Origin of the sequence: Vibrio ichthyoenteri ATCC 700023 (genome assembly GCF_000222605.1) — a bacterium.
Lineage (GTDB): Bacteria > Pseudomonadota > Gammaproteobacteria > Enterobacterales > Vibrionaceae > Vibrio > Vibrio ichthyoenteri.
The window spans coordinates 1-18,374 of record NZ_AFWF01000028.1 but is presented as its reverse complement, the minus strand read 5'-3'; the positions used below and the strand labels follow the sequence as shown (position 1 = coordinate 18,374).

Annotated in this window: 16 protein-coding genes and 1 pseudogene; 9 read left to right on the top strand and 8 right to left on the bottom strand. The window is 46.3% G+C overall.

All coding sequences use genetic code 11. From position 1 onward, the window contains the following. Together RH85_RS03160 and RH85_RS03155 are read right to left on the bottom strand one after the other, a co-directional pair. Positions 1-1,218 (bottom strand): cysteine desulfurase-like protein (locus RH85_RS03160; protein WP_006710744.1); only part of this gene is annotated, 1,218 nt, incomplete at its 3' end. Further along, positions 1,202-1,858 carry a 2OG-Fe dioxygenase family protein gene (locus RH85_RS03155; protein ID WP_006710743.1) on the bottom strand — a complete coding sequence of 219 codons (657 nt, stop codon included), beginning with the start codon at positions 1,856-1,858 and terminating at the stop codon, positions 1,202-1,204. The genes RH85_RS03155 and RH85_RS03160, both read right to left, overlap by 17 nt. Before the next feature lie 398 nt (positions 1,859-2,256). On the opposite strand from RH85_RS03155, the gene trxB reads away from it, so the two are divergent. The 7 genes from trxB to RH85_RS03115 all read left to right on the top strand — a co-directional run bounded on the left by trxB (position 2,257) and on the right by RH85_RS03115 (position 12,234). Next, complete coding sequence (trxB, locus tag RH85_RS03150; RefSeq protein ID WP_006710742.1) at positions 2,257-3,219, top strand: thioredoxin-disulfide reductase; 963 nt, start codon at positions 2,257-2,259, stop codon at positions 3,217-3,219. Positions 3,220-3,346: 127 nt separating this feature from the next. After that, positions 3,347-5,134: a heme ABC transporter permease/ATP-binding protein CydD gene (cydD, locus tag RH85_RS03145; RefSeq protein WP_006710741.1), complete on the top strand. Its 1,788-nt coding sequence runs from the start codon at positions 3,347-3,349 to the stop codon at positions 5,132-5,134. After that, a complete protein-coding gene (cydC, locus tag RH85_RS03140) occupies positions 5,127-6,863 on the top strand; it encodes a heme ABC transporter ATP-binding protein/permease CydC (protein ID WP_006710740.1) in 1,737 nt (578 codons plus the stop codon). The genes cydD and cydC overlap by 8 nt, the downstream gene beginning before the upstream one ends. A gap of 416 nt (positions 6,864-7,279) precedes the next feature. Continuing rightward, entirely contained in the window at positions 7,280-8,467 is a 1,188-nt protein-coding gene (locus tag RH85_RS03135; protein WP_006710739.1) for a M24 family metallopeptidase, read from the top strand. A gap of 30 nt (positions 8,468-8,497) precedes the next feature. Beyond that, positions 8,498-8,998, top strand: coding sequence for an Lrp/AsnC family transcriptional regulator (locus RH85_RS03130; protein WP_006710738.1), 501 nt, complete (start codon positions 8,498-8,500; stop codon positions 8,996-8,998). 180 nt (positions 8,999-9,178) lie between these two features. Further along, complete coding sequence (locus RH85_RS03120; protein ID WP_006710737.1) at positions 9,179-10,711, top strand: NAD-dependent succinate-semialdehyde dehydrogenase; 1,533 nt, start codon at positions 9,179-9,181, stop codon at positions 10,709-10,711. Between the two features lie 107 nt (positions 10,712-10,818). After that, positions 10,819-12,234: an aspartate aminotransferase family protein gene (locus RH85_RS03115; protein ID WP_006710736.1), complete on the top strand. Its 1,416-nt coding sequence runs from the start codon at positions 10,819-10,821 to the stop codon at positions 12,232-12,234. Positions 12,235-12,292: 58 nt separating this feature from the next. On the opposite strand, the gene RH85_RS03110 is transcribed toward RH85_RS03115, so the two are convergent. Both RH85_RS03110 and RH85_RS03105 read right to left on the bottom strand, forming a co-directional pair. Then, on the bottom strand, positions 12,293-12,775 hold the full coding sequence (locus RH85_RS03110) for a peptide-methionine (S)-S-oxide reductase (protein ID WP_006710735.1): 483 nt from the start codon (positions 12,773-12,775) through the stop codon (positions 12,293-12,295). A gap of 119 nt (positions 12,776-12,894) precedes the next feature. Beyond that, positions 12,895-13,440, bottom strand: a complete 546-nt coding sequence (locus RH85_RS03105; protein WP_006710734.1) for a cytochrome b — start codon at positions 13,438-13,440, stop codon at positions 12,895-12,897. A gap of 215 nt (positions 13,441-13,655) precedes the next feature. On the opposite strand from RH85_RS03105, the gene RH85_RS03100 reads away from it, so the two are divergent. After that, entirely contained in the window at positions 13,656-14,942 is a 1,287-nt protein-coding gene (locus RH85_RS03100) for a DEAD/DEAH box helicase (RefSeq protein WP_006710733.1), read from the top strand. A 98-nt stretch (positions 14,943-15,040) separates the two neighbouring features. On the opposite strand, the gene RH85_RS03095 is transcribed toward RH85_RS03100, so the two are convergent. Together RH85_RS03095 and RH85_RS03090 are read right to left on the bottom strand one after the other, a co-directional pair. Then, the gene (locus RH85_RS03095) at positions 15,041-15,607 is read right to left on the bottom strand and encodes a hypothetical protein (RefSeq protein WP_039948471.1); all 567 of its coding nucleotides are present in this window, start codon (positions 15,605-15,607) and stop codon (positions 15,041-15,043) included. Between the two features lie 23 nt (positions 15,608-15,630). Next, complete coding sequence (locus tag RH85_RS03090; RefSeq protein ID WP_420895787.1) at positions 15,631-15,927, bottom strand: hypothetical protein; 297 nt, start codon at positions 15,925-15,927, stop codon at positions 15,631-15,633. Positions 15,928-16,237: 310 nt separating this feature from the next. Between RH85_RS03090 and RH85_RS03085 the strand changes: the two genes are divergently transcribed. After that, entirely contained in the window at positions 16,238-17,335 is a 1,098-nt protein-coding gene (locus tag RH85_RS03085; RefSeq protein ID WP_006710729.1) for a transporter substrate-binding domain-containing protein, read from the top strand. Between the two features lie 180 nt (positions 17,336-17,515). On the opposite strand, the gene RH85_RS03080 is transcribed toward RH85_RS03085, so the two are convergent. Then, on the bottom strand, positions 17,516-18,043 hold the full coding sequence (locus RH85_RS03080; protein WP_006710728.1) for a hypothetical protein: 528 nt from the start codon (positions 18,041-18,043) through the stop codon (positions 17,516-17,518). 214 nt (positions 18,044-18,257) lie between these two features. Next, positions 18,258-18,374, bottom strand: a pseudogene (locus RH85_RS03075) (cytosolic protein); the annotation flags it as partial.

The following is an 18,374-nucleotide window of genomic DNA, read 5'->3' as shown; positions in this document are numbered from 1 at the left end:
TTCTAAGGCATCGAACAAACGATCAATTTCAGCCTTAGTGTTGTAATGCATCATACCAATTCTAACCACCCCACCAGCTTCCTCGAGATTCAACTGGCGCACTAACCCCAGCGCGTAAAAGTGACCACTCCACAGGCAGATATTTTTCTCACCCAAAGCCTTAGCGACTTCAATCGGTTCAGCGCCGGCAAAGGTCAGCGCAAAGGTTGGAGTGCGTAAATTAGCGTCCGCCACATCCCGTCCCCACAGCGTTATTCCCTTAGTTTGCTGTAGACGGTTAAGAAAGTAGTCACTTAGTTGGGTTTCATAACGATTGTAGAGTGCATAACTTTGCTCTAGACGTTCTCTCAGATCGAGCGATTGATCCCCCCATTGTGCAAGATAATTGATGCTCGCAATCAAACCAGCTAACGCTTCAAAGCTCTGCGTTCCGGTTTCGAATCGCCCCGGGCCAATATCCACCGCAGGTTCCACCTTATAAGGCTGAAGCTCTTGCAACCATTGCGGCGCGATATACGCGATGCCAATATGCGGACCAAAAAACTTGTAAGCGGAGCACACCAAAAAATCACAGCCGAGCGCTTGCACATCGACTAATTGATGTGGAGCATAGTGAACAGCATCAACGTACACTTGCGCGCCGACTGCTTTCGCCGCGGCAACGACTGGCGCAATATCAACCATGGTACCCGTTGTATTGGAGGCAAGCGTGATCGCAATCAAGCGAGTTCTTTCCGTGATAAGCGAAAGCAAATGTTCTATATCAACGCTGCAATCTTTCGGCTCAACCCGAGCCGTTAAAACCGTGACCGATTTATCCTCCGCCGCTTGTTGCCATGTACTGACATTGGCATAGTGATCAAGCGCAGTCACAATAACTTCATCCCCTGCTTGCCATGTTCGACTGATCGCTCTGCTCAACGAAAATGTCAGCGATGTCATATTGGCCCCAAAAACAATTGAATCTGAAGTTGGGGCATTGAGGAGAGCTTGGCACGACACACGGGCGTCCATAAGCAATTGTGTGGTTTTTTGACTGGAAAAATAGTGCCCACCAAGATTGGCATTGTAATGACCAAGATACGAACTCATCGCGTCAAGCACCGAAAGGGGAACCTGTGCTCCCCCAGGGCCGTCAAAAAAGGTCACCGGCTGATGGTTATAGCGTTGATTGAGCGCGCTAAACTGCGCTCTAACGCGCTCAGGAGTGAAGCTCATTGACACCATCCTTAGCGGTTAATACAAACACATCCATATGCCCTTCATGTTGATGATCAATGGCGCGAATGGGACAAGCGTTGTGCCACAATTTACTGTCGGCAAGTAAGGCGACATCGCCATTTTCCAATACTTTACGGAAAAATGGCGCTTCGTGATTGTCGTTGTACAGCATTATCTCACCGCCCACGATGTTGTGGCGATCAATGCCCACCAGCGCGATGTGATCGAAACCATCTTGGTGTACCCCTTCTGGCGCCACTTGAGTCTCATCAAAGACGGCGGTAACACGAATTTGATGGATTTCGATTTCTTGCCCGTTGGCAAGTTCATTGCTTTCGACAAACAAGGCACACATTTCCTGCATGCCCTGACTAGATAAAGTTGCATCAAGCAGGGGCTCGAATTGACGCACGATATCGCCTTGGAAATGATTGATATCCTCGATTTGCACAAAATCATGCTTATCGGTCACCTTTACCTGCCCATCAACAAAGCGCACTACCGAGTAACGACGTAAACGGTACTGGCCATCAGCGTGCTGGGTATGAGGTAATGAACTAAAAGAAGGGGCGAGTTGGCGAATCGCATTGCCACTCAAATGAGTAAGCTGCAATGTATTCTCATGACTATGTATCATCATCGACTCCTTAATGAATATACATGACTATTTAAGTTAACATTTCATTTACATTAACTATTACGCATTAATTTCACCAAATCAACTTTAAACAAAAGATAAACCCAACATATTTTATAAATCAACATATAACACCACCAAACTGACTGTAATTAGTAATATAAACCAATCGAGCTTCGCAGTATTGAGTCAAACCAGATGAGTTAACTAGTCTCGGCGGCGTTTATTCGTCAATTCAACTATTTAGGCGAGTTCTAAGCTATAGCCAATTATTTCTAGCTTGTGACTTGAATGTCCTTTTCCCGTCCCCATTATTTCTATTACAATCAGAAACAATCTCAACTTACAGTGAGCCCCCTCGCCTATGGCGTAGCTCGGGTAATGCTAATGGAGCGCTAATGAGCAACGTAAAACACTGCAGCCTGTTAATTCTTGGTTCTGGCCCTGCGGGTTATACCGCGGCAGTTTATGCTGCACGTGCCAACCTAAAACCGGTATTAGTGACCGGTATGCAGCAAGGCGGTCAGTTGACCACCACTACCGAAGTTGAAAACTGGCCGGGTGATCCAGAAGGCTTGACCGGCCCGGCGTTAATGGATCGCATGAAAGAGCATGCCGAGCGTTTTGAAACCGAAATGCTGTTTGATCATATTAATGAAGTCGATTTCAGCCAGCGTCCGTTCCGCCTAAAAGGCGATAGCAGCGAATACACCTGTGATGCCTTGATTATTTCAACTGGCGCTTCAGCGAAATACCTTGGTTTAGAATCTGAAGAAGCGTTCAAAGGGCGCGGCGTATCAGCGTGTGCCACCTGTGATGGATTCTTCTACCGCAATCAAAAAGTTGCGGTCGTTGGTGGTGGTAACACCGCGGTTGAAGAAGCGCTGTACCTATCAAACATTGCAGCTGAAGTTCACCTAGTGCATCGCCGTGATAGCTTCCGTGCAGAAAAAATTCTGATCAAGCGCCTGATGGATAAAGTCGAAAACGGTAATATTATTTTGCATACCGATCGTACTTTAGAAGAAGTGGTCGGCGATGATATGGGTGTCACCGGTGTTCGCTTGAAAGATACTCAATCTGATGCGATTGAAGAAATTGATGTAATGGGTGCGTTTATTGCCATTGGCCACCAGCCAAATACAGCAATTTTCGATGGCCAATTAGAAATGAAAGATGGCTATATCGTTGTTAAATCAGGCCTTGATGGCAATGCGACGCAAACCAGTATTGAAGGTATTTTTGCGGCCGGTGATGTTATGGATCATAACTACCGTCAAGCGATTACCTCTGCAGGTACCGGTTGTATGGCTGCACTCGATGCAGAACGCTACCTCGATGGCCTTGCAGACAAAGCGTAAAATAGCCCTCTGCCGAGCTCACTCACATTTTTTCACTAAATCCCTAAAGCCCCGCGGTATTACCGCGGGGCTTTCTTTTGTATACTCAATGGTTCATAAATTATAAAAACAGCAGTAAGCCTTCATAATGGATAAAAAGAAACAACGCGGCTTGAACAAGTGGCTGAGAGAGCAAAGTAAGCTAGCTAAACGCTGGCTGCTGCTTGCTGTCGGTTTAGGCGTACTTTCAAGTGTCTTCCTTTTGGGGCAAGCAGCTTTGCTCGCTTCCATTCTCCATCAATTAATTATTGAACAAGTCGACAAAACCGCTCTTGTCGGTCAATTTGTTACACTCGCAGTCATCATTGCCGTTCGCGCCCTATGCTCATGGGGACGTGAAATTGCTGGTTATCGCTGTGGTGAACAAATACGCGTCTATATTCGTCAACTCATTCTCGATAAGCTAAGAGAACTTGGTCCCGCTTATATCAAAGGCAAGCCTGCAGGTTCTTGGGCAACCTTATTGCTAGAGCAAGTAGAAGAGATGCACGATTTCTTTGCTCGCTATCTGCCACAGATGTCACTAGCAGTCATGGTGCCATTTATTATTTTAGTGGTGGTCTTTCCGGTCAACTGGGCGGCTGGTGTGATTTTTGTGCTCACCGCACCGCTGGTGCCATTATTCATGGCATTAGTCGGCATCAAAGCAGCGGATGCAGGACAAAAGAACTTCAAAGCGTTACAACGTTTGTCTGGTCATTTTTACGACCGACTACAGTCAATGACGACCATCCGTTTGTTTGATCGCACCAAAGCAGAAACAGAACTGATGCAAGGCGCATCGGAAGTGTTCCGCTCGCGCACGATGGAAGTGTTGCGTATTGCCTTCCTCTCTTCTGCGGTATTGGAGTTCTTTACTTCAATCTCAATTGCATTGACCGCGGTTTACTTCGGTTTTGCATTTATCGGCGAGCTTAACTTTGGTGGTTACGGCGCGGCAGTGACACTGTTTGCCGGTATGTTTGTCTTGATCCTTGCACCAGAGTTTTATCAGCCGTTGCGTGATCTGGGTACCTTCTACCATGCAAAACAGCAAGCAGTCGCCGCCGCAGAGAGCATCGTCGAGTTTCTTGATACCGATGTAACGGCGGTAAAATCCGGTGACAAAGCCCTGCCCCATCCAACACAAATATCAATCAAAGCAACCGCTCTTGAAGTGTTTAGCCTTGAAGGCAAAAAACTGCTTGGCCCGGTCTCCTTTGAACTCAGCCCACAGCAAACCACCGCACTAGTCGGGCCAAGTGGCGCAGGCAAAACCAGTCTTGTTAACGCGATTTTGGGCTTTCTACCTTATCAAGGTTCCTTGGTCATCAATGGTGTTGAACGTACTGAGCTTAATTCGGCTGACTGGCGTAAAAACATCAGTTGGGTCGGTCAAAACCCTTTGCTACTGCATGGCTCTATTCGCGACAACATTACCTTAGGTAAAAACCACATCAGCGATGAAGAGATCAAACAAGCGCTGCAAGACTCGTTTGCTGCTGAATTTGTTGATCAGCATGGCCTTGATTACGCTATCTCCGATCGTTCTGGTGGCCTTTCTGTGGGCCAAGCACAACGTCTTGCACTAGCCCGAGCAATGCTACAAAACGGACAATTTTGGCTGTTAGATGAGCCCACTGCGAGCCTAGATGCACGCAGTGAACATCTGGTTACCCAAGGTTTGAATCATCAAATTCAAGATAAAAGTACCTTAATCGTGACCCATCAACTGGCGCCATTACAGAGTGTTGAGCAGATCCTTGTGATGCAAGATGGGCAAATCGTCCAAGCTGGCACTTTTGAACAGCTTTCACATACTGACGGCTTATTCCAGCAAATGCTGGTCGCTAATCAAACCATGCAACACAGCAATGAGGGGAACTTAGATGCGTGATTTACTTCCCTACCTAAAACTGTACCGTAAGCATTGGTTTGGTTTAACGCTGGGTATGCTGCTCGCGTTACTCACCGTCGGCGCTTCCATTGGCCTGCTGACCTTATCCGGTTGGTTCCTATCGGCGGCCGCCGTTGCGGGCTTAACCATTGCCCGCGAAACCTTCAACTACATGCTACCAGGCGCCTTTGTACGTGGCTGCGCCATGGGCAGAACGGCTGGTCGTTGGGGTGAGCGCGTTGTTAGCCACAATGCAACGTTTAAGCTCCTCACCGATTTGCGTATTTTCTTCTTTAAGAAATTGGCGCCATTGGTTCCAGGTAAAGTGGCCAACTTGCGAGATGCTGACCTACTTAACCGCTTAGTGGCCGATATTGATGCCATGGATCATGTCTACTTACGCCTTATTAATCCGGTGGTAGTAGGTGTGCTTGGTGTAGCTGCACTGACTGGCGTATTGTACTGGTTTGACTCTACTCTCGGCTTAACATTGGGCGCAATCCTAATGACGCTGCTGATCCTATGGCCAATATTGTTTTACAAGCTTGGCAAACGTAACGGCAGTGAGCTAACAGAGAACAAAGCTGATTTGCGAATTACAACCCTTGATTGGTTGCAAGGCTACAGTGAACTCACCCTGTTTGGTGCCGAAGAGCGTTACCGCAATGCAATCTATTCCGCACAAGAAAAGCTGCTCAAAAACCAAATGGTCAACGCGCACTTTTCTGGCTTAGCGCAAGCATTACTGATGCTTGCCAACGGTTGGACATTGGTATTAATGCTGTGGTTGGCCGCTGATGGTGTGGCAGGAGCAAAACCTGACCCTATGATTGCACTATTTGCTTTTGCAACCATGGCCAGTGTCGAGCTGCTTATGCCAATCGCAGGGGCGTTTCAGCATCTCGGAAAAACCTTAACCTCTGCGCGCCGACTCAATGAAGTCATTCTGGCAGAGCCGGATGTGACTTTCCCAGCAGAGGCGATTGAACATGACCATCAATTTAGCGTTGAGTATCGCAATGTCAGCTTTACTTATCCTGATGGACAGCAGCCGGTTGTAGAAAATATCAATCTCATGATCCCCGCCAAACATCACATGGCGATTGTTGGGCAGACTGGCTCTGGTAAATCCACCTTGATCCAACTATTAACCCGTTATTGGGATGTCAACCAAGGTCAATTGCTGATTGCCGGAAAACCGATTCAGCAATGGAGCGAATCTCAATTGCGTGCGGCGGTGACGGTTGTTAGTCAACGTGTCGATGTACTCAATGGTACGCTGCGTGACAACTTGATTTTGGCTAAACCAGATGCTTCAGATGAAGAAATCAGCCTCGCGTTACACAAAGTGGGTCTTAGCAAACTACTACAAGGTGACACACCCGAGAAAAGTGGCTTAGACGCATGGTTAGGTGATGGTGGTCGTCAGCTTTCTGGTGGTGAAAAGCGCCGTATTGGTATTGCTCGTGCACTATTACACAACGCGCCTATATTGCTATTAGATGAGCCAACCGAAGGTTTAGACAAACAAACTGAGCAACAAATCATGCATTTGTTTGAGCAACATTTTGCTGATAAGACAGTGCTCTTTATCACTCACCGCCTCGTCAATTTAGACAAGATGAATAGCGTGTGTTTGATTGAAAATGGTCATGTGATCGAGCACGGTTCACATCGTGATCTGTTGGCACAAAAAGGCCGTTATTACGCACTGAACCAAACACTGTAACCCGCGCAAGCTTGCAGTGACTATCTAACCTCTCCGGCCGAACTTGTTTGTTCGGCCTTTTTTCCCCTCTCTATTCTCTATTCTCTATTCTCTATTCTCTATTCTCTATTCTCTATTCTCTATTCTCTGCGATATTTCTCGCTCTTGCTTGTGAAAACGCCATTTTTGGCACAAGCTGATAATTAACACATTTACAACATTAAACCTTTAAAGGTGATTGCTATTGAAAAACGGTCGTGTAACCGAGCCACACTTATCTCGCCAAGTGGTCTATTCAATTCATGACATTACACCATTAAAAAACCAACAGCCAAGCTAACAGCGAACTAGCAACGACTGATTTCTACACCGTGAAACCTTGGAAGAGCAAACCGTTTCCTACGGCGCGACTAAGGTTTTCAATAAGGAGATTGGAAATGACAAGCTTTGCTTTGCATTTTGATCATGATGAATACCAACAGCGCTTGGTGAAAGTTCGTCATTCGATGGAAGAGAAGAACATCGATGTATTAATCATCCACGATCCATCTAACATGTCGTGGCTGACCGGTTATGACGGCTGGTCATTCTACGTTCCACAATGTGTTGTTGTAGGTCCAAGTGGTGATCCAGTTTGGTTTGGCCGTTGCCAAGATGCCAATGGCGCTTATCGCACCGTTTATATGTCAGCAGAAAACATCGCCTATTACCCTGATCACTATGTAATGAATCCACCTCTCCATCCGATGGCTTATCTCGTCGAGAGCGTTTTAGAGCCGAGATTGTGGGATAGAGGCCGAATTGGCGTCGAAAAAGACAACTACTATTTTAGCGCGACCGCATTTGAATCCTTGGCTAACAACCTCCCCAACGCCAGCTTAGTCGATTCAACGGGCTTGGTGAATTGGTGTCGCGCCATCAAATCGGAAACTGAGCTTAACTACATGTATCGTGCTGCGAGGATCGTTGAAAACATGCATCGCGTCGCTTTCGACATGATTGAACCGGGTCTCCCTAAACACCATTTAGTGGCGGAGCTCAACCGCCAAGCGATCTTAGGCCATGAAGATCATTTCGGTGATTACACTGCCATCGTGCCACTGTTGCCCTCTGGGGCTGATGCTTCTGCTCCTCATTTAACCTGGGACGACCGGCCATTTCGCAAAGGTGAAGGTACTTTTTTTGAAATTGCAGGCGCGCATCGGCGCTACCATTGCCCACTATCACGCACCATCTTTCTTGGTGAACCAAGCGACAAATTCAAACGAGCCGATCTTGCATTAACCCAAGCGCTGGAAGCGGGAATTGAGGCCGCTCGGCCGGGAAATACCTGCGCTGAAGTCGCGCGAACCTTAAACTTAATCCTCGACAAAGCGGGGTTTTCAAGACAAGGCGCGCGTTGTGGTTACCCGATTGGCCTAAGTTACCCGCCCGACTGGGGCGAACGAACCATGAGCCTACGCGATAGCGATAAAACCGTTCTTGAAGAAGGCATGACTTTTCATCTTATGCCGGGTCTATGGTTTGAAGATTGGGGACTCGAAACCACCGAAAGCATTGTGATCACCAAACACGGGGCGAAAACCTTATGTGATTTCCCGCGTCACCTTTTTATTAAGCACTAAAGTGCTCGATACAATCTAAGGAGAAGGTTTATGCGCTTAGATCGATACGACATTAAAATATTACAGATCCTCCAACATGATGGCCGTATTACTAAGTCGCAACTGGCACAGCAAATTAACCTGTCCGTGAGCCCTTGTTGGGAGCGAGTTAAAAAGCTCGAACAAGCCGGTATTATTGAAGGCTATGGCGCACAGATAAAACTTGCCGACCAACACAAATACACCACGGTACTGGTTGAAATATCGCTCAAACAACATAACGCACAAGCATTCAAACATTTTGAACAACAAGTGCTCAATACAGAACAAGTGTTAGAGTGCTACGCGACAGGGGGTGGCATTGATTATGTGGTTAAATTTAAATGCAGTGATATCGATCAATATCAACGCTGCATCGACCAATGGCTCGAATCCAATGTCGGCATTGAACGCTACTATACCTATATCGTGACCAAAATCGTTAAGCAGCCAAAGCAAGCCACCAACGTGGATTCCCCACTAATCAAGGCCGAGTTAACAAGCCGCAATTGACCCAAAACAGAAAATTCACCAACTTCTCGCGCCACAACAGAAAAAATCGCCGCCAGCTCTCTTCTATGGTTAACACATGCAAACCAATCGCTTCGACACCGTTATCGAAATTCGCCAAACGAGTTGCGGTTTGATTGGTTGATTGGTTGATTGTCATTCAGCGAGTTGGAGGATGTTGCCATGAGCACAGCTCGACGATTTGTTATTGAAGAGACCAAAGCCACCCACGAAATGATGGCTGCGCTAACCGATGTCCGCCTTGTTCGCAACCTTGCCTATGTCAATGGTAAGTGGATAAGTGGCGAACAGTTTAACCCCGTCTACAATCCCGCCAGTGACGAAATCATTGGCTATTTCACCCAGCTTAGTTGTGAACAAATAGAACAAGCCGTCGACCAAGCCCAAAGCGCATTTACACCTTGGCGACAACTGCAAGCCGACCAACGGGCTGAAGTGTTATTACGTTGGTATCAGCACATCCTTGACGCCAAACAAGATCTTGCCCACCTCATGGTCGTTGAGCAAGGCAAGACCTTTGCTGAAGCGCTGGGGGAAATTGAATATGGCGCCTCTTTTGTGCGCTGGTTTGCCGAAGAAGCAAGGCGCAGTTATGGCGAAACTATTCCAAGTCATATCCCCAACGCACAGCTTTCAACGATCAGAGAACCGATTGGCGTCGCCGCGCTCATCACGCCGTGGAATTTCCCCAATGCAATGATCACCCGCAAAGCTGCCGCGGCAATGGCTATCGGATGCCCAGTATTAATCAAACCCGCCAGCGAAACCCCCTTCTCTGCCCTCGCCTTAGCCGAGTTGGCCGATCGAGCGGGCATTCCACCAGGCATATTTAACGTAGTCACAGGCAAAGCGAGCACGTTTTCCCATGTCGTGTGTCAATCAGATAAAGTCAAAGCACTCTCTTTTACCGGTTCGACTCCGGTTGGAAAACTGCTACTCAGTGATGCTGCTAGCACGGTAAAAAAATGCAGCATGGAGCTGGGTGGTAATGCACCATTTATTATTCTTCCTGACATGGACTTGGCGCAAGCTGCGCAGGCGGCAGCCGATGCAAAATTTCAAACCTCAGGCCAAGACTGTCTGGCGGCCAATCGCATCTTCGTCCATCAAGATTACTACGATTCATTTCTCGAGCACTTCGCCGTGCATGTTGAAAAGCAAGTGATCGGTAGTGGCTTAGATCCCAAGGTCACCATAGGCCCATTAATCAATCGTAAATCGGCTGAAAAAGCGATGCAATTGCTCAACGATGCCCTATCAAAAGGCGCACGCATCGTTGCACAAAGTGCTTCGACCAAAAATAACGCGCCGATAAGAGGTAATTTTTTTCCACCCACCTTATTGGCCGATGTCACGCCTGAAATGGCCATTTACCGTGAAGAAAATTTTTGCCCTATCGCCGCCGTCTTACCCTATCAGGATGTTGATCAAGTCATCGAGATGGGCAACGACACCGAATATGGTTTAGCAGCCTACGTCTATGGTCATGACATCCACAATATTTGGCGCTGCATGCGTGGGTTGGAATTTGGCATGGTCAGTGTCAACTCGGTAAAAATGACCGGGCACCCCATCCCCTTTGGTGGAATGAAACAGTCGGGCCTTGGCCGAGAAGGCAGCCGCCATGGATTTGATGAATTTAGTGAAATTAAATATTGCTGTTTAGGCGCACTGCCCAGCGTCAGCGGCAGCTAGTTAGCTGTGCTCACAGCACACAATCCACTCACTTTACGTTGCCATAAATAAGAGCTGACTTTCCCTCAGACAAGTCAAGGCAACAGAGTATTTAGGAGAGATTTAAGATGGATAATAAAACCAAACAATTGCTAGATAGCGACCGCCAGCATGTATTTCATGCCTCTACTCATCTCAAGCAATACACCCACGGGGAACTTGCTGGGCGCATCATCACTGGGGCCAGTGGCATTCGTATTCAGGACTCATGTGGAAACGAATTGATTGATGGTTTCGCCGGTCTTTACTGCGTCAATATTGGATATGGTCGTGAAGAAATGGCCGAGGCGATTTACGAACAGGCTAAAAAGCTCGCTTATTATCACACCTATGTCGGTCATACTAATGAAGCCTTGGTCACCTTATCAGAGCGTATTATCAACATGGCACCTTCAGGCATGAGCAAAGTCTACTATGGCATGTCCGGCAGTGACGCCAATGAAACCCAACTCAAGCTAGTGTGGTACTACAACAACGTATTAGGCCGCCCTGAAAAGAAGAAAATCATCTCACGTGAGCGTGGCTATCACGGTTCTAGTATTGCTTCAGGCTCGATGACAGGCCTCCCCTTGTTCCATGCTCATTTTGACCTACCACTTGAGCGAATTAAACACACCATCTCACCTTATTATTACCATCGCCGCGATGACTCAATGAGCGAGTTGGAATTCTCAGCTTACTGTGCTTATCAGTTGGAAGCGATGATCCTTGAAGAAGGGCCTGATACGGTGGCAGCGATGATTGCTGAGCCGGTTTTAGGCACCGGTGGGATTGTGCCACCGCCTGAGGGCTATTGGTCTGCTATTCGTCAAGTGTTAGACAAGTACGATATCTTACTGATTGCCGATGAAGTGGTGTGCGGCTTTGGTCGAATTGGCTCCGCTTTTGGCTCGATACATTATGAAATGCGCCCAGATCTTATCACTATCGCCAAAGGGCTAACCTCCGCATATCAACCTCTTTCAGGCGTCATTGTTGGCGATAAAGTATGGCAAACGCTGGAAAATGGTACAGACAATTGGGGGGCATTTGGCCACGGCTATACTTATTCAGGCCATCCTCTTGGCGCGGCGGCAGCCAATTGTAATCTGGATATTATTGAGCGCGAGAATCTGATTCAGCAAGCCGCAGATAACGGCGCATACTTACAACAACGCATGGCAGAGACCTTTTCAGAACACCCCATCATTGGTGATTCGCGTGGCGTAGGGATGTTACACGCACTTGAGTTTTCATCGCAAAAAGAACGTCGAATGGCCTTCGACCCTGAAATGAAAATCGGCCCTATGGTTGCCGCCGCCTGCGGCGAAGTCGGTTTGATTGCGCGCGCGATGCCCCATGGGGATATTCTCGGCTTCGCACCACCACTGGTCGCCACGAAAGATGACATCGATATGATCGTGGATAAAGCCCACCAAGCCATCAATAAAGTCACCGACCATCTGGTTACCAGTAAACAATGGCAGGTGGTTAGATTGGATTAATCTTTTTGTGACATTATCACTAAACAATAAGGCCAGAATGCTCTGGCCTTATTTTGCTTTATTCTGCGTTGCGTTTGTACTTATGCAGCAATTCAAATGGGATATGGCAATAATCTTCAGGGTGATTGGTAAGCCGGTCTTGATGCTCTAAATCACTCTTAACGTAATTATCCATCCTTAATACTTCTACCACGATTTGGGCGGCATCAGCACGCTTCGCTATATAGGCTTTGACTTGAGAAAGGTGGTGGTCTTCAACGCTGTAAACACCGGTGCGGTACTTCTCACCTACATCATCACCTTGCTTATTAAGGCTGTAAGGGTCGATGATCTCAAAGAAAAAATCCATCAACTGAGCTATCGACACCTGCTGCGGATCAAACTGCGTTCGTACGCATTCTGCATAACCATCGTAGGGAGAAGCGGTCGTATTACTGCGTCCATTCACGCGCCCTGCTTCGGTTTTTATCACACCAGGCAGATGGCGCATGAATTCTTGCACACCCCACAAGCAGCCGCCTGCAAAATAGATTTCTTGCATTGTCTTCTCCAATTTTATTCCGTTGTATTATCTAATGCTTGGCTGACAAAGCCCAGCAATTCTCACAAACGGAATTGGAGTCAGCGACTGCTTAACCGAGGTTAAGTTTACGATTAACTTTAACGACCAAACATACGAGATAAGGTGCCGTCTTTATCCATCAGTTGGTGTTTTAAGGCGCCCGCCACATGTAAAACCACGACCGCAATAATGATATTGACTGACCAACCATGAATGGCGCCACCCAACTCTTGTAACCATTGGATTTTTTCGCCTTCAGCAATAAAGAACCAACCAAACACATCAGCACCACGACCACCGCCAACACTCATGGCAATGCCAGATAGCGGCATCGACAAGGTGGCGAGCATGAGTAAGCCATGAATCGCTTTAGCCAGCTTCTCCTGCCATGCTTCAACAATAGAAGCAGGTGGTATCGGCCCTTCTTTGATACGCCAAACAATACGAGCGAGAGCGACAACCAGCAAGATCGCGCCGAACGATTTATGCAAACCGATCAACTCTCCCTTTTCAGGGCCACGAGGCAGATCGACCATGTACCAACCGACCGAAAAAATCGCGATGAACATCACCGCAGTGAGCCAATGAAAGCCGATCGTTTGCCAGCTAAGAGATTGAGGTTTTAATGTGTTTTTGTTGAGCATTTGATATCCATATTATTTTTGTGGTTTGTAGCGATTATCTATCAAATCTCAATTGAACACTATCTGTACAAAAGTAAAGCTGCGTAAATTTCCACCAACAACTGTGACCTAAGTATAAAAAGCAGAAAACAGCCACAATCATCATTGCGCTACTTAAACGGGGACAAATACGCTAGAATGCGCGCCACTATCTTTGCTTTGAGCCTTTTATATTAATGACTACTGCTACAACACCAGCCAACTTTGCTGAACTTAATCTGATTCAACCTTTGTTAGCACGATTAACTGAGCTTGAATATCAACAACCTACACCAATTCAAGCACAAGTGATCCCAAGTGTTTTGGCAGGCCGTGATTTAATTGCAGGTGCAAATACAGGTTCAGGTAAAACAGCGGCTTTTGCGCTGCCAATGTTGCAGAACATTTTCATTAATCAGCATCCAAGCCTTTACCGCAAAAATAACTCAGTCACGGGACTTATCTTGGTTCCAACCCGCGAACTTGCAAAGCAAGTGGCCGACAACATTAAGTCATATGCCACTCACTTTAACGGTGCGATGAAAACAGTCTGTGTCTTTGGTGGTGTTTCGGTTAACAGCCAAATGCTGGCGCTGCGTGGTGGCACCGATATATTAGTTGCCACTCCAGGTCGTCTGCTTGACCTAATTTCAAGCAATGCCGTAAAGCTGGACCGAGTAAAAACCTTGGTGCTAGATGAAGCTGACCGCATGCTTAGCCTTGGTTTTACAGAAGAGCTCTCTGAACTGCTAGCGATGTTACCGAAACAAAAGCAAACCTTGTTGTTTTCAGCGACCTTCCCTGAAGAAGTCCAAGCATTAACGCAAGAATTGCTCAATGATCCGCTAGAAGTACAGTTACAGAGCAGTGAAGCAAGTACACTTGTACAACGTGTTTTCACTGTAGATAAAGGCAAAAAAACTGCCCTACTAGCTCACCTCATTAAAGAAAATGATTGGCGCCAAGCACTGATTTTCGTTAACGCGAAAAACGGCTGTGAGCATTTAGCAGACAAGCTCTACAAGCGTGGTATTTCAGTTGAAGTATTCCACGGCGACCAAAGCCAAGGCGCGCGTACTCGCGTACTGGAAGATTTTAAAGCGGGTCAGCTTGATGTATTGATTGCCACCGATATTGCCGCCCGTGGTCTTGATGTCGAAAAACTGCCTGTAGTCATCAACTACGACTTACCACGCAGCCCATCAGATTACATGCACCGTATTGGCCGAAGTGGTCGTGCTGGTGAAGTTGGTCTTGCATTGTCTCTGATCGATTACGAAGATTACCATCACTTCAAAGTGATTGAGAAAAAGAACAAAATTCGTCTTGAGCGTGAACAAGTTCCGGGCTTTGAAGTGGATGAAACCATTACTGCTGCGATGCTTGAAGCAAACAAACCAATGGCAAAACCTGCCGGTACGGGTAAAAAGAAACGCAAAAAGAACCAAGCACCTAAAGGTGACGTTTGGTTGAAGAACAACTAATCAGCTCTGTCTACATTGCCTCTCGCAGTTATACAGAAACAAAAAAGCAGCCATTGGCTGCTTTTTTGTTTCTCAACACTTATCGAAATAGCACGGAGTCAATGACCGGCCACCTTGCTAACCCGATGTAAATCTTTTAACGGTACTACGCCGCGGATATAAAAACCCAATTCAGATTGATAACCATAGAGCAAGTAATTCGTCTCATCGAGCTCATACCATGCTTGCGTAATACAGATAAAACCGCGTGCAGTGGATTTGATGTAGTCACTCTCGATTTTATAATCACATTCTTTGCTTGCTGGTAGATGGAACGGCTCAACTATCTCGACTCTTTCATGTGGCGATCCCACAAATTGAGTGTAAATAGAAGGAATGGCATAGGAGATAGAAACCCAATACAGCATCAATAAAAGACAGCCTCCAAATAGCGATTCAATCACTTTCAAATAACGATTTTTCAAGCGCGGCTTAAGTATCGACATTTTCCGACCATAAATGATCGTTAATGCCAGCAACACAACAGCGACACCTCCTCCCAATATTTGCACTGGTTTGATCGGCACAAAATCGCTAAACAGCCCTACAAGACCTAAAATCAACGTTGCGCCAAGCAGGAGAGTAATCAACCTCTCAGCGGTACTTTTCTTATTTACATCATTCATTTGAATCACAACGAAACCCGTAACTAGAACACCATTACATGGTCAACAAAAAATCGACCGTCACGCTCGACCATCACCATTTCGGCAACGTATTCGCCATCAACCTTGCTAAACGCTTGTTTCCAAACAAACGCCAATGAGTCTGGTCTTCGAAACAAAGCAACATGCTCACGCAGGCCAAACAACCCTTTCTCGTTTTGATAGTGGCGACAAACTCGCTGAAAATATTCTGGCGTCACAATTTCTAGCATTCGCGGAGTAAAGTCTCGAGTATGCTGGGCGTGATCAATGGCAGTAGAACCAGCCATCAAATTATCCATCAACTCATCTGCAATTTGCCAAAGTTGCTCTTCTGACCTCTGCTCAAAACTCACTTTCAACGCTCACTATGATGTCCTTTTTTCCAAGCCTGCCATCGCTTTTTCTTTATCGCAACCAATAAGTTAGCTAAGCCTATGAAAATAGTATCCACAGTGCGAGTGACCACGACGAAAATGGATTTTCTCCACATGGGAAAAATCCCAGCACCCGAGCGCCGCCGGCGCAAACCAAAGTGCCGCTATACTAATAACAGACATAGTAATTAAGGAGCGATAGAGATTCGCTCATTGTCGTAACTAAGGCGTGATGATGAAAATAATAAAAATTGCCCTGCTCAGTATATTGTTACCGTTACTCAGTGGCTTTTTTGCCACACCTACACTTGCACAAAACAGCGCATTCACTAACATCAAAGTCGGTTCATATAGCTGCCCGCCTTTTGTGATTTTAAATGATGATGGTAGCTATTCCGGATTAAGCTTGTTTTTATGGCGAGAAATCGCCTTAGATATTGGCGCGAGTTATTCTGTCAGCCACCACGGTCTTTCTGAGCTCATCGAACAGGTTGCGGATGGTTCACTGAATGTGGGCGTATCCTGCTTGTCCATCACACCAGAAAGAGAAGAAATCCTCGATTTTTCTCATTCCTTTTACGAAACGCATCTCGCCATTGCGGTCAAACAGCAAGGCTACCTCGCCTCAATCGGCAACATATTCACCAACACTAAACTGCTTTATATCATCGGTTTTGTTTTCACTCTTGCCGCGGTAGTGGGGGTGATTTACTACCTACTCGAACACAGGATTAACGACAAACTCTACTCCATGCCGGGTAAAAAAGCCCAAATGGTCGAAGGCTTTATTCTGGGCTTACTATTTATAACCAAGGGCCCTTTTAATTACTTTGAATTTAAGACCCTACCCGGTCGAATCCTCACCGTCTTTCTGGCGATTTTTACTACCTTCTTTATTGCCAGTGTGACCGCCGTGTTAGCCAGCACATTTACCCTAGGCCTACTCAATAGCGACATAAAGAATGTCAATGATTTAGCCAACCTCTCTGTCGGAGCAAAAAAATCGTCAACCTCTTCTCAATACCTGATTTCGCAAGCGATCGTTCATCGAACTTATGCCAATATCGATCAGCTGTTACAAGCCCTCGACCGTGATGAGGTTGACGCCATCGTTGCCGATGATGCGGTACTCAAATACCTGATCAAACGAGCGAAAGAAGAAGGCCAATACCAACAACTCACTGTCTTACCTTATCGATTTGAAAAGCAAAACTATGGTCTCGCGATTGAAAACAACAGCCCATACCGTGAGCAGATTAATCGCGCGCTACTCAAGATCCGCCACAGCCCAGAATGGCGCCAAGTGCTGCATGAATATTTTGCTGATGAGTGATTTTTTAGCGAGTAGACGCGCACGTAAGCACCCACAATGGTCATTATCCTGCACACCGAAAGGTCTTCCCTTACGTCATTCCCACGCAGGCGGAAATCTAGTGCGCATCGACTTATTGTTAGGCAAATGATTATTTAGGCGCTGTATTTTTCGGCAATGTTTTGCGGATGTTTTTTAAGCTTATGAAAACTCAGATTCTATCGTCCAATCAGAGACTTTGACTGGTTTTGCGTAGGAGGGAGTCTTAATTGCGACAATCGCATCAATCACAGACTGATGAAAAAAGACGATGAAGGACTCAAATGAGGGCCTAAACACCAGCCTATTTTCTAAAGCAATAGAGTTTAACTTTTCGAAGTCAAAACCTACCTCATCATCCAAAATATTAATAATGTTGTAGCAGTGAAGATAAAGGTAATCTTTATCAATAATTTTAGCGGGAACAAGCGAATTATTATATAGATCCAGCTCAACTAAAGGTTGCGCATAATCCATATCAAAGAGCAGCTTAGTGCTCGCCGAAATGTCGAATGCTGCGGCGATTGGTTTAAAGGTGCGCAGACTTTTGCATTCAAAACTAGCCGGGATATTTGTTAATATCGCTTGGTCTCGCAAAATCCCCAGCCTGCGAGTATCATTCATATTGACTACAAAATTGACTTTAGAGTAGTCATTTGAAAAAACATAATACTCATCTTTAATTGGCATTGTCGGAACCTGTCTTATATAACTTTAGTGGATGAGTGTATTTGTCTACTCGGTTAGAGATTTGCAATATCCTTGATAATCCTTGCAACGCTAATTTATCCATATCATCGCCACACAATTGCCCAGCCCCTTCTCCGCTGGCAGTTCGTAACTTCGAAGTGCCCTTGCCTTGTTATAGGTGCCAATTCGCCGATTTCAGCTTACTGAATAATTTTCAGTCCATTCGAGTAATAAAAGTTTGCTCGTCATCTACAAAAGCGACAAAGCCGCCGTGGTAGATAAACACCCGACCACGCCCCTCAACTAGGCAAGCAAGCTGTGGGTCTAAGAA

Coding starts and splice junctions, on each gene's coding strand:
- RH85_RS03130 (WP_006710738.1), top strand. CDS start 8,498: ATGCGCTTAGATCGATACGACATTAAAATATTACAGATCCTCCAACAT.
- RH85_RS03115 (WP_006710736.1), top strand. CDS start 10,819: ATGGATAATAAAACCAAACAATTGCTAGATAGCGACCGCCAGCATGTA.
- trxB (WP_006710742.1), top strand. CDS start 2,257: ATGAGCAACGTAAAACACTGCAGCCTGTTAATTCTTGGTTCTGGCCCT.
- RH85_RS03095 (WP_039948471.1), bottom strand. CDS start 15,607: ATGAATGATGTAAATAAGAAAAGTACCGCTGAGAGGTTGATTACTCTC.
- RH85_RS03110 (WP_006710735.1), bottom strand. CDS start 12,775: ATGCAAGAAATCTATTTTGCAGGCGGCTGCTTGTGGGGTGTGCAAGAA.
- RH85_RS03085 (WP_006710729.1), top strand. CDS start 16,238: ATGAAAATAATAAAAATTGCCCTGCTCAGTATATTGTTACCGTTACTC.
- RH85_RS03100 (WP_006710733.1), top strand. CDS start 13,656: ATGACTACTGCTACAACACCAGCCAACTTTGCTGAACTTAATCTGATT.
- RH85_RS03080 (WP_006710728.1), bottom strand. CDS start 18,043: ATGCCAATTAAAGATGAGTATTATGTTTTTTCAAATGACTACTCTAAA.
- RH85_RS03135 (WP_006710739.1), top strand. CDS start 7,280: ATGACAAGCTTTGCTTTGCATTTTGATCATGATGAATACCAACAGCGC.
- cydC (WP_006710740.1), top strand. CDS start 5,127: ATGCGTGATTTACTTCCCTACCTAAAACTGTACCGTAAGCATTGGTTT.
- RH85_RS03155 (WP_006710743.1), bottom strand. CDS start 1,858: ATGATACATAGTCATGAGAATACATTGCAGCTTACTCATTTGAGTGGC.
- cydD (WP_006710741.1), top strand. CDS start 3,347: ATGGATAAAAAGAAACAACGCGGCTTGAACAAGTGGCTGAGAGAGCAA.
- RH85_RS03090 (WP_420895787.1), bottom strand. CDS start 15,927: ATGGATAATTTGATGGCTGGTTCTACTGCCATTGATCACGCCCAGCAT.
- RH85_RS03120 (WP_006710737.1), top strand. CDS start 9,179: ATGAGCACAGCTCGACGATTTGTTATTGAAGAGACCAAAGCCACCCAC.
- RH85_RS03105 (WP_006710734.1), bottom strand. CDS start 13,440: ATGCTCAACAAAAACACATTAAAACCTCAATCTCTTAGCTGGCAAACG.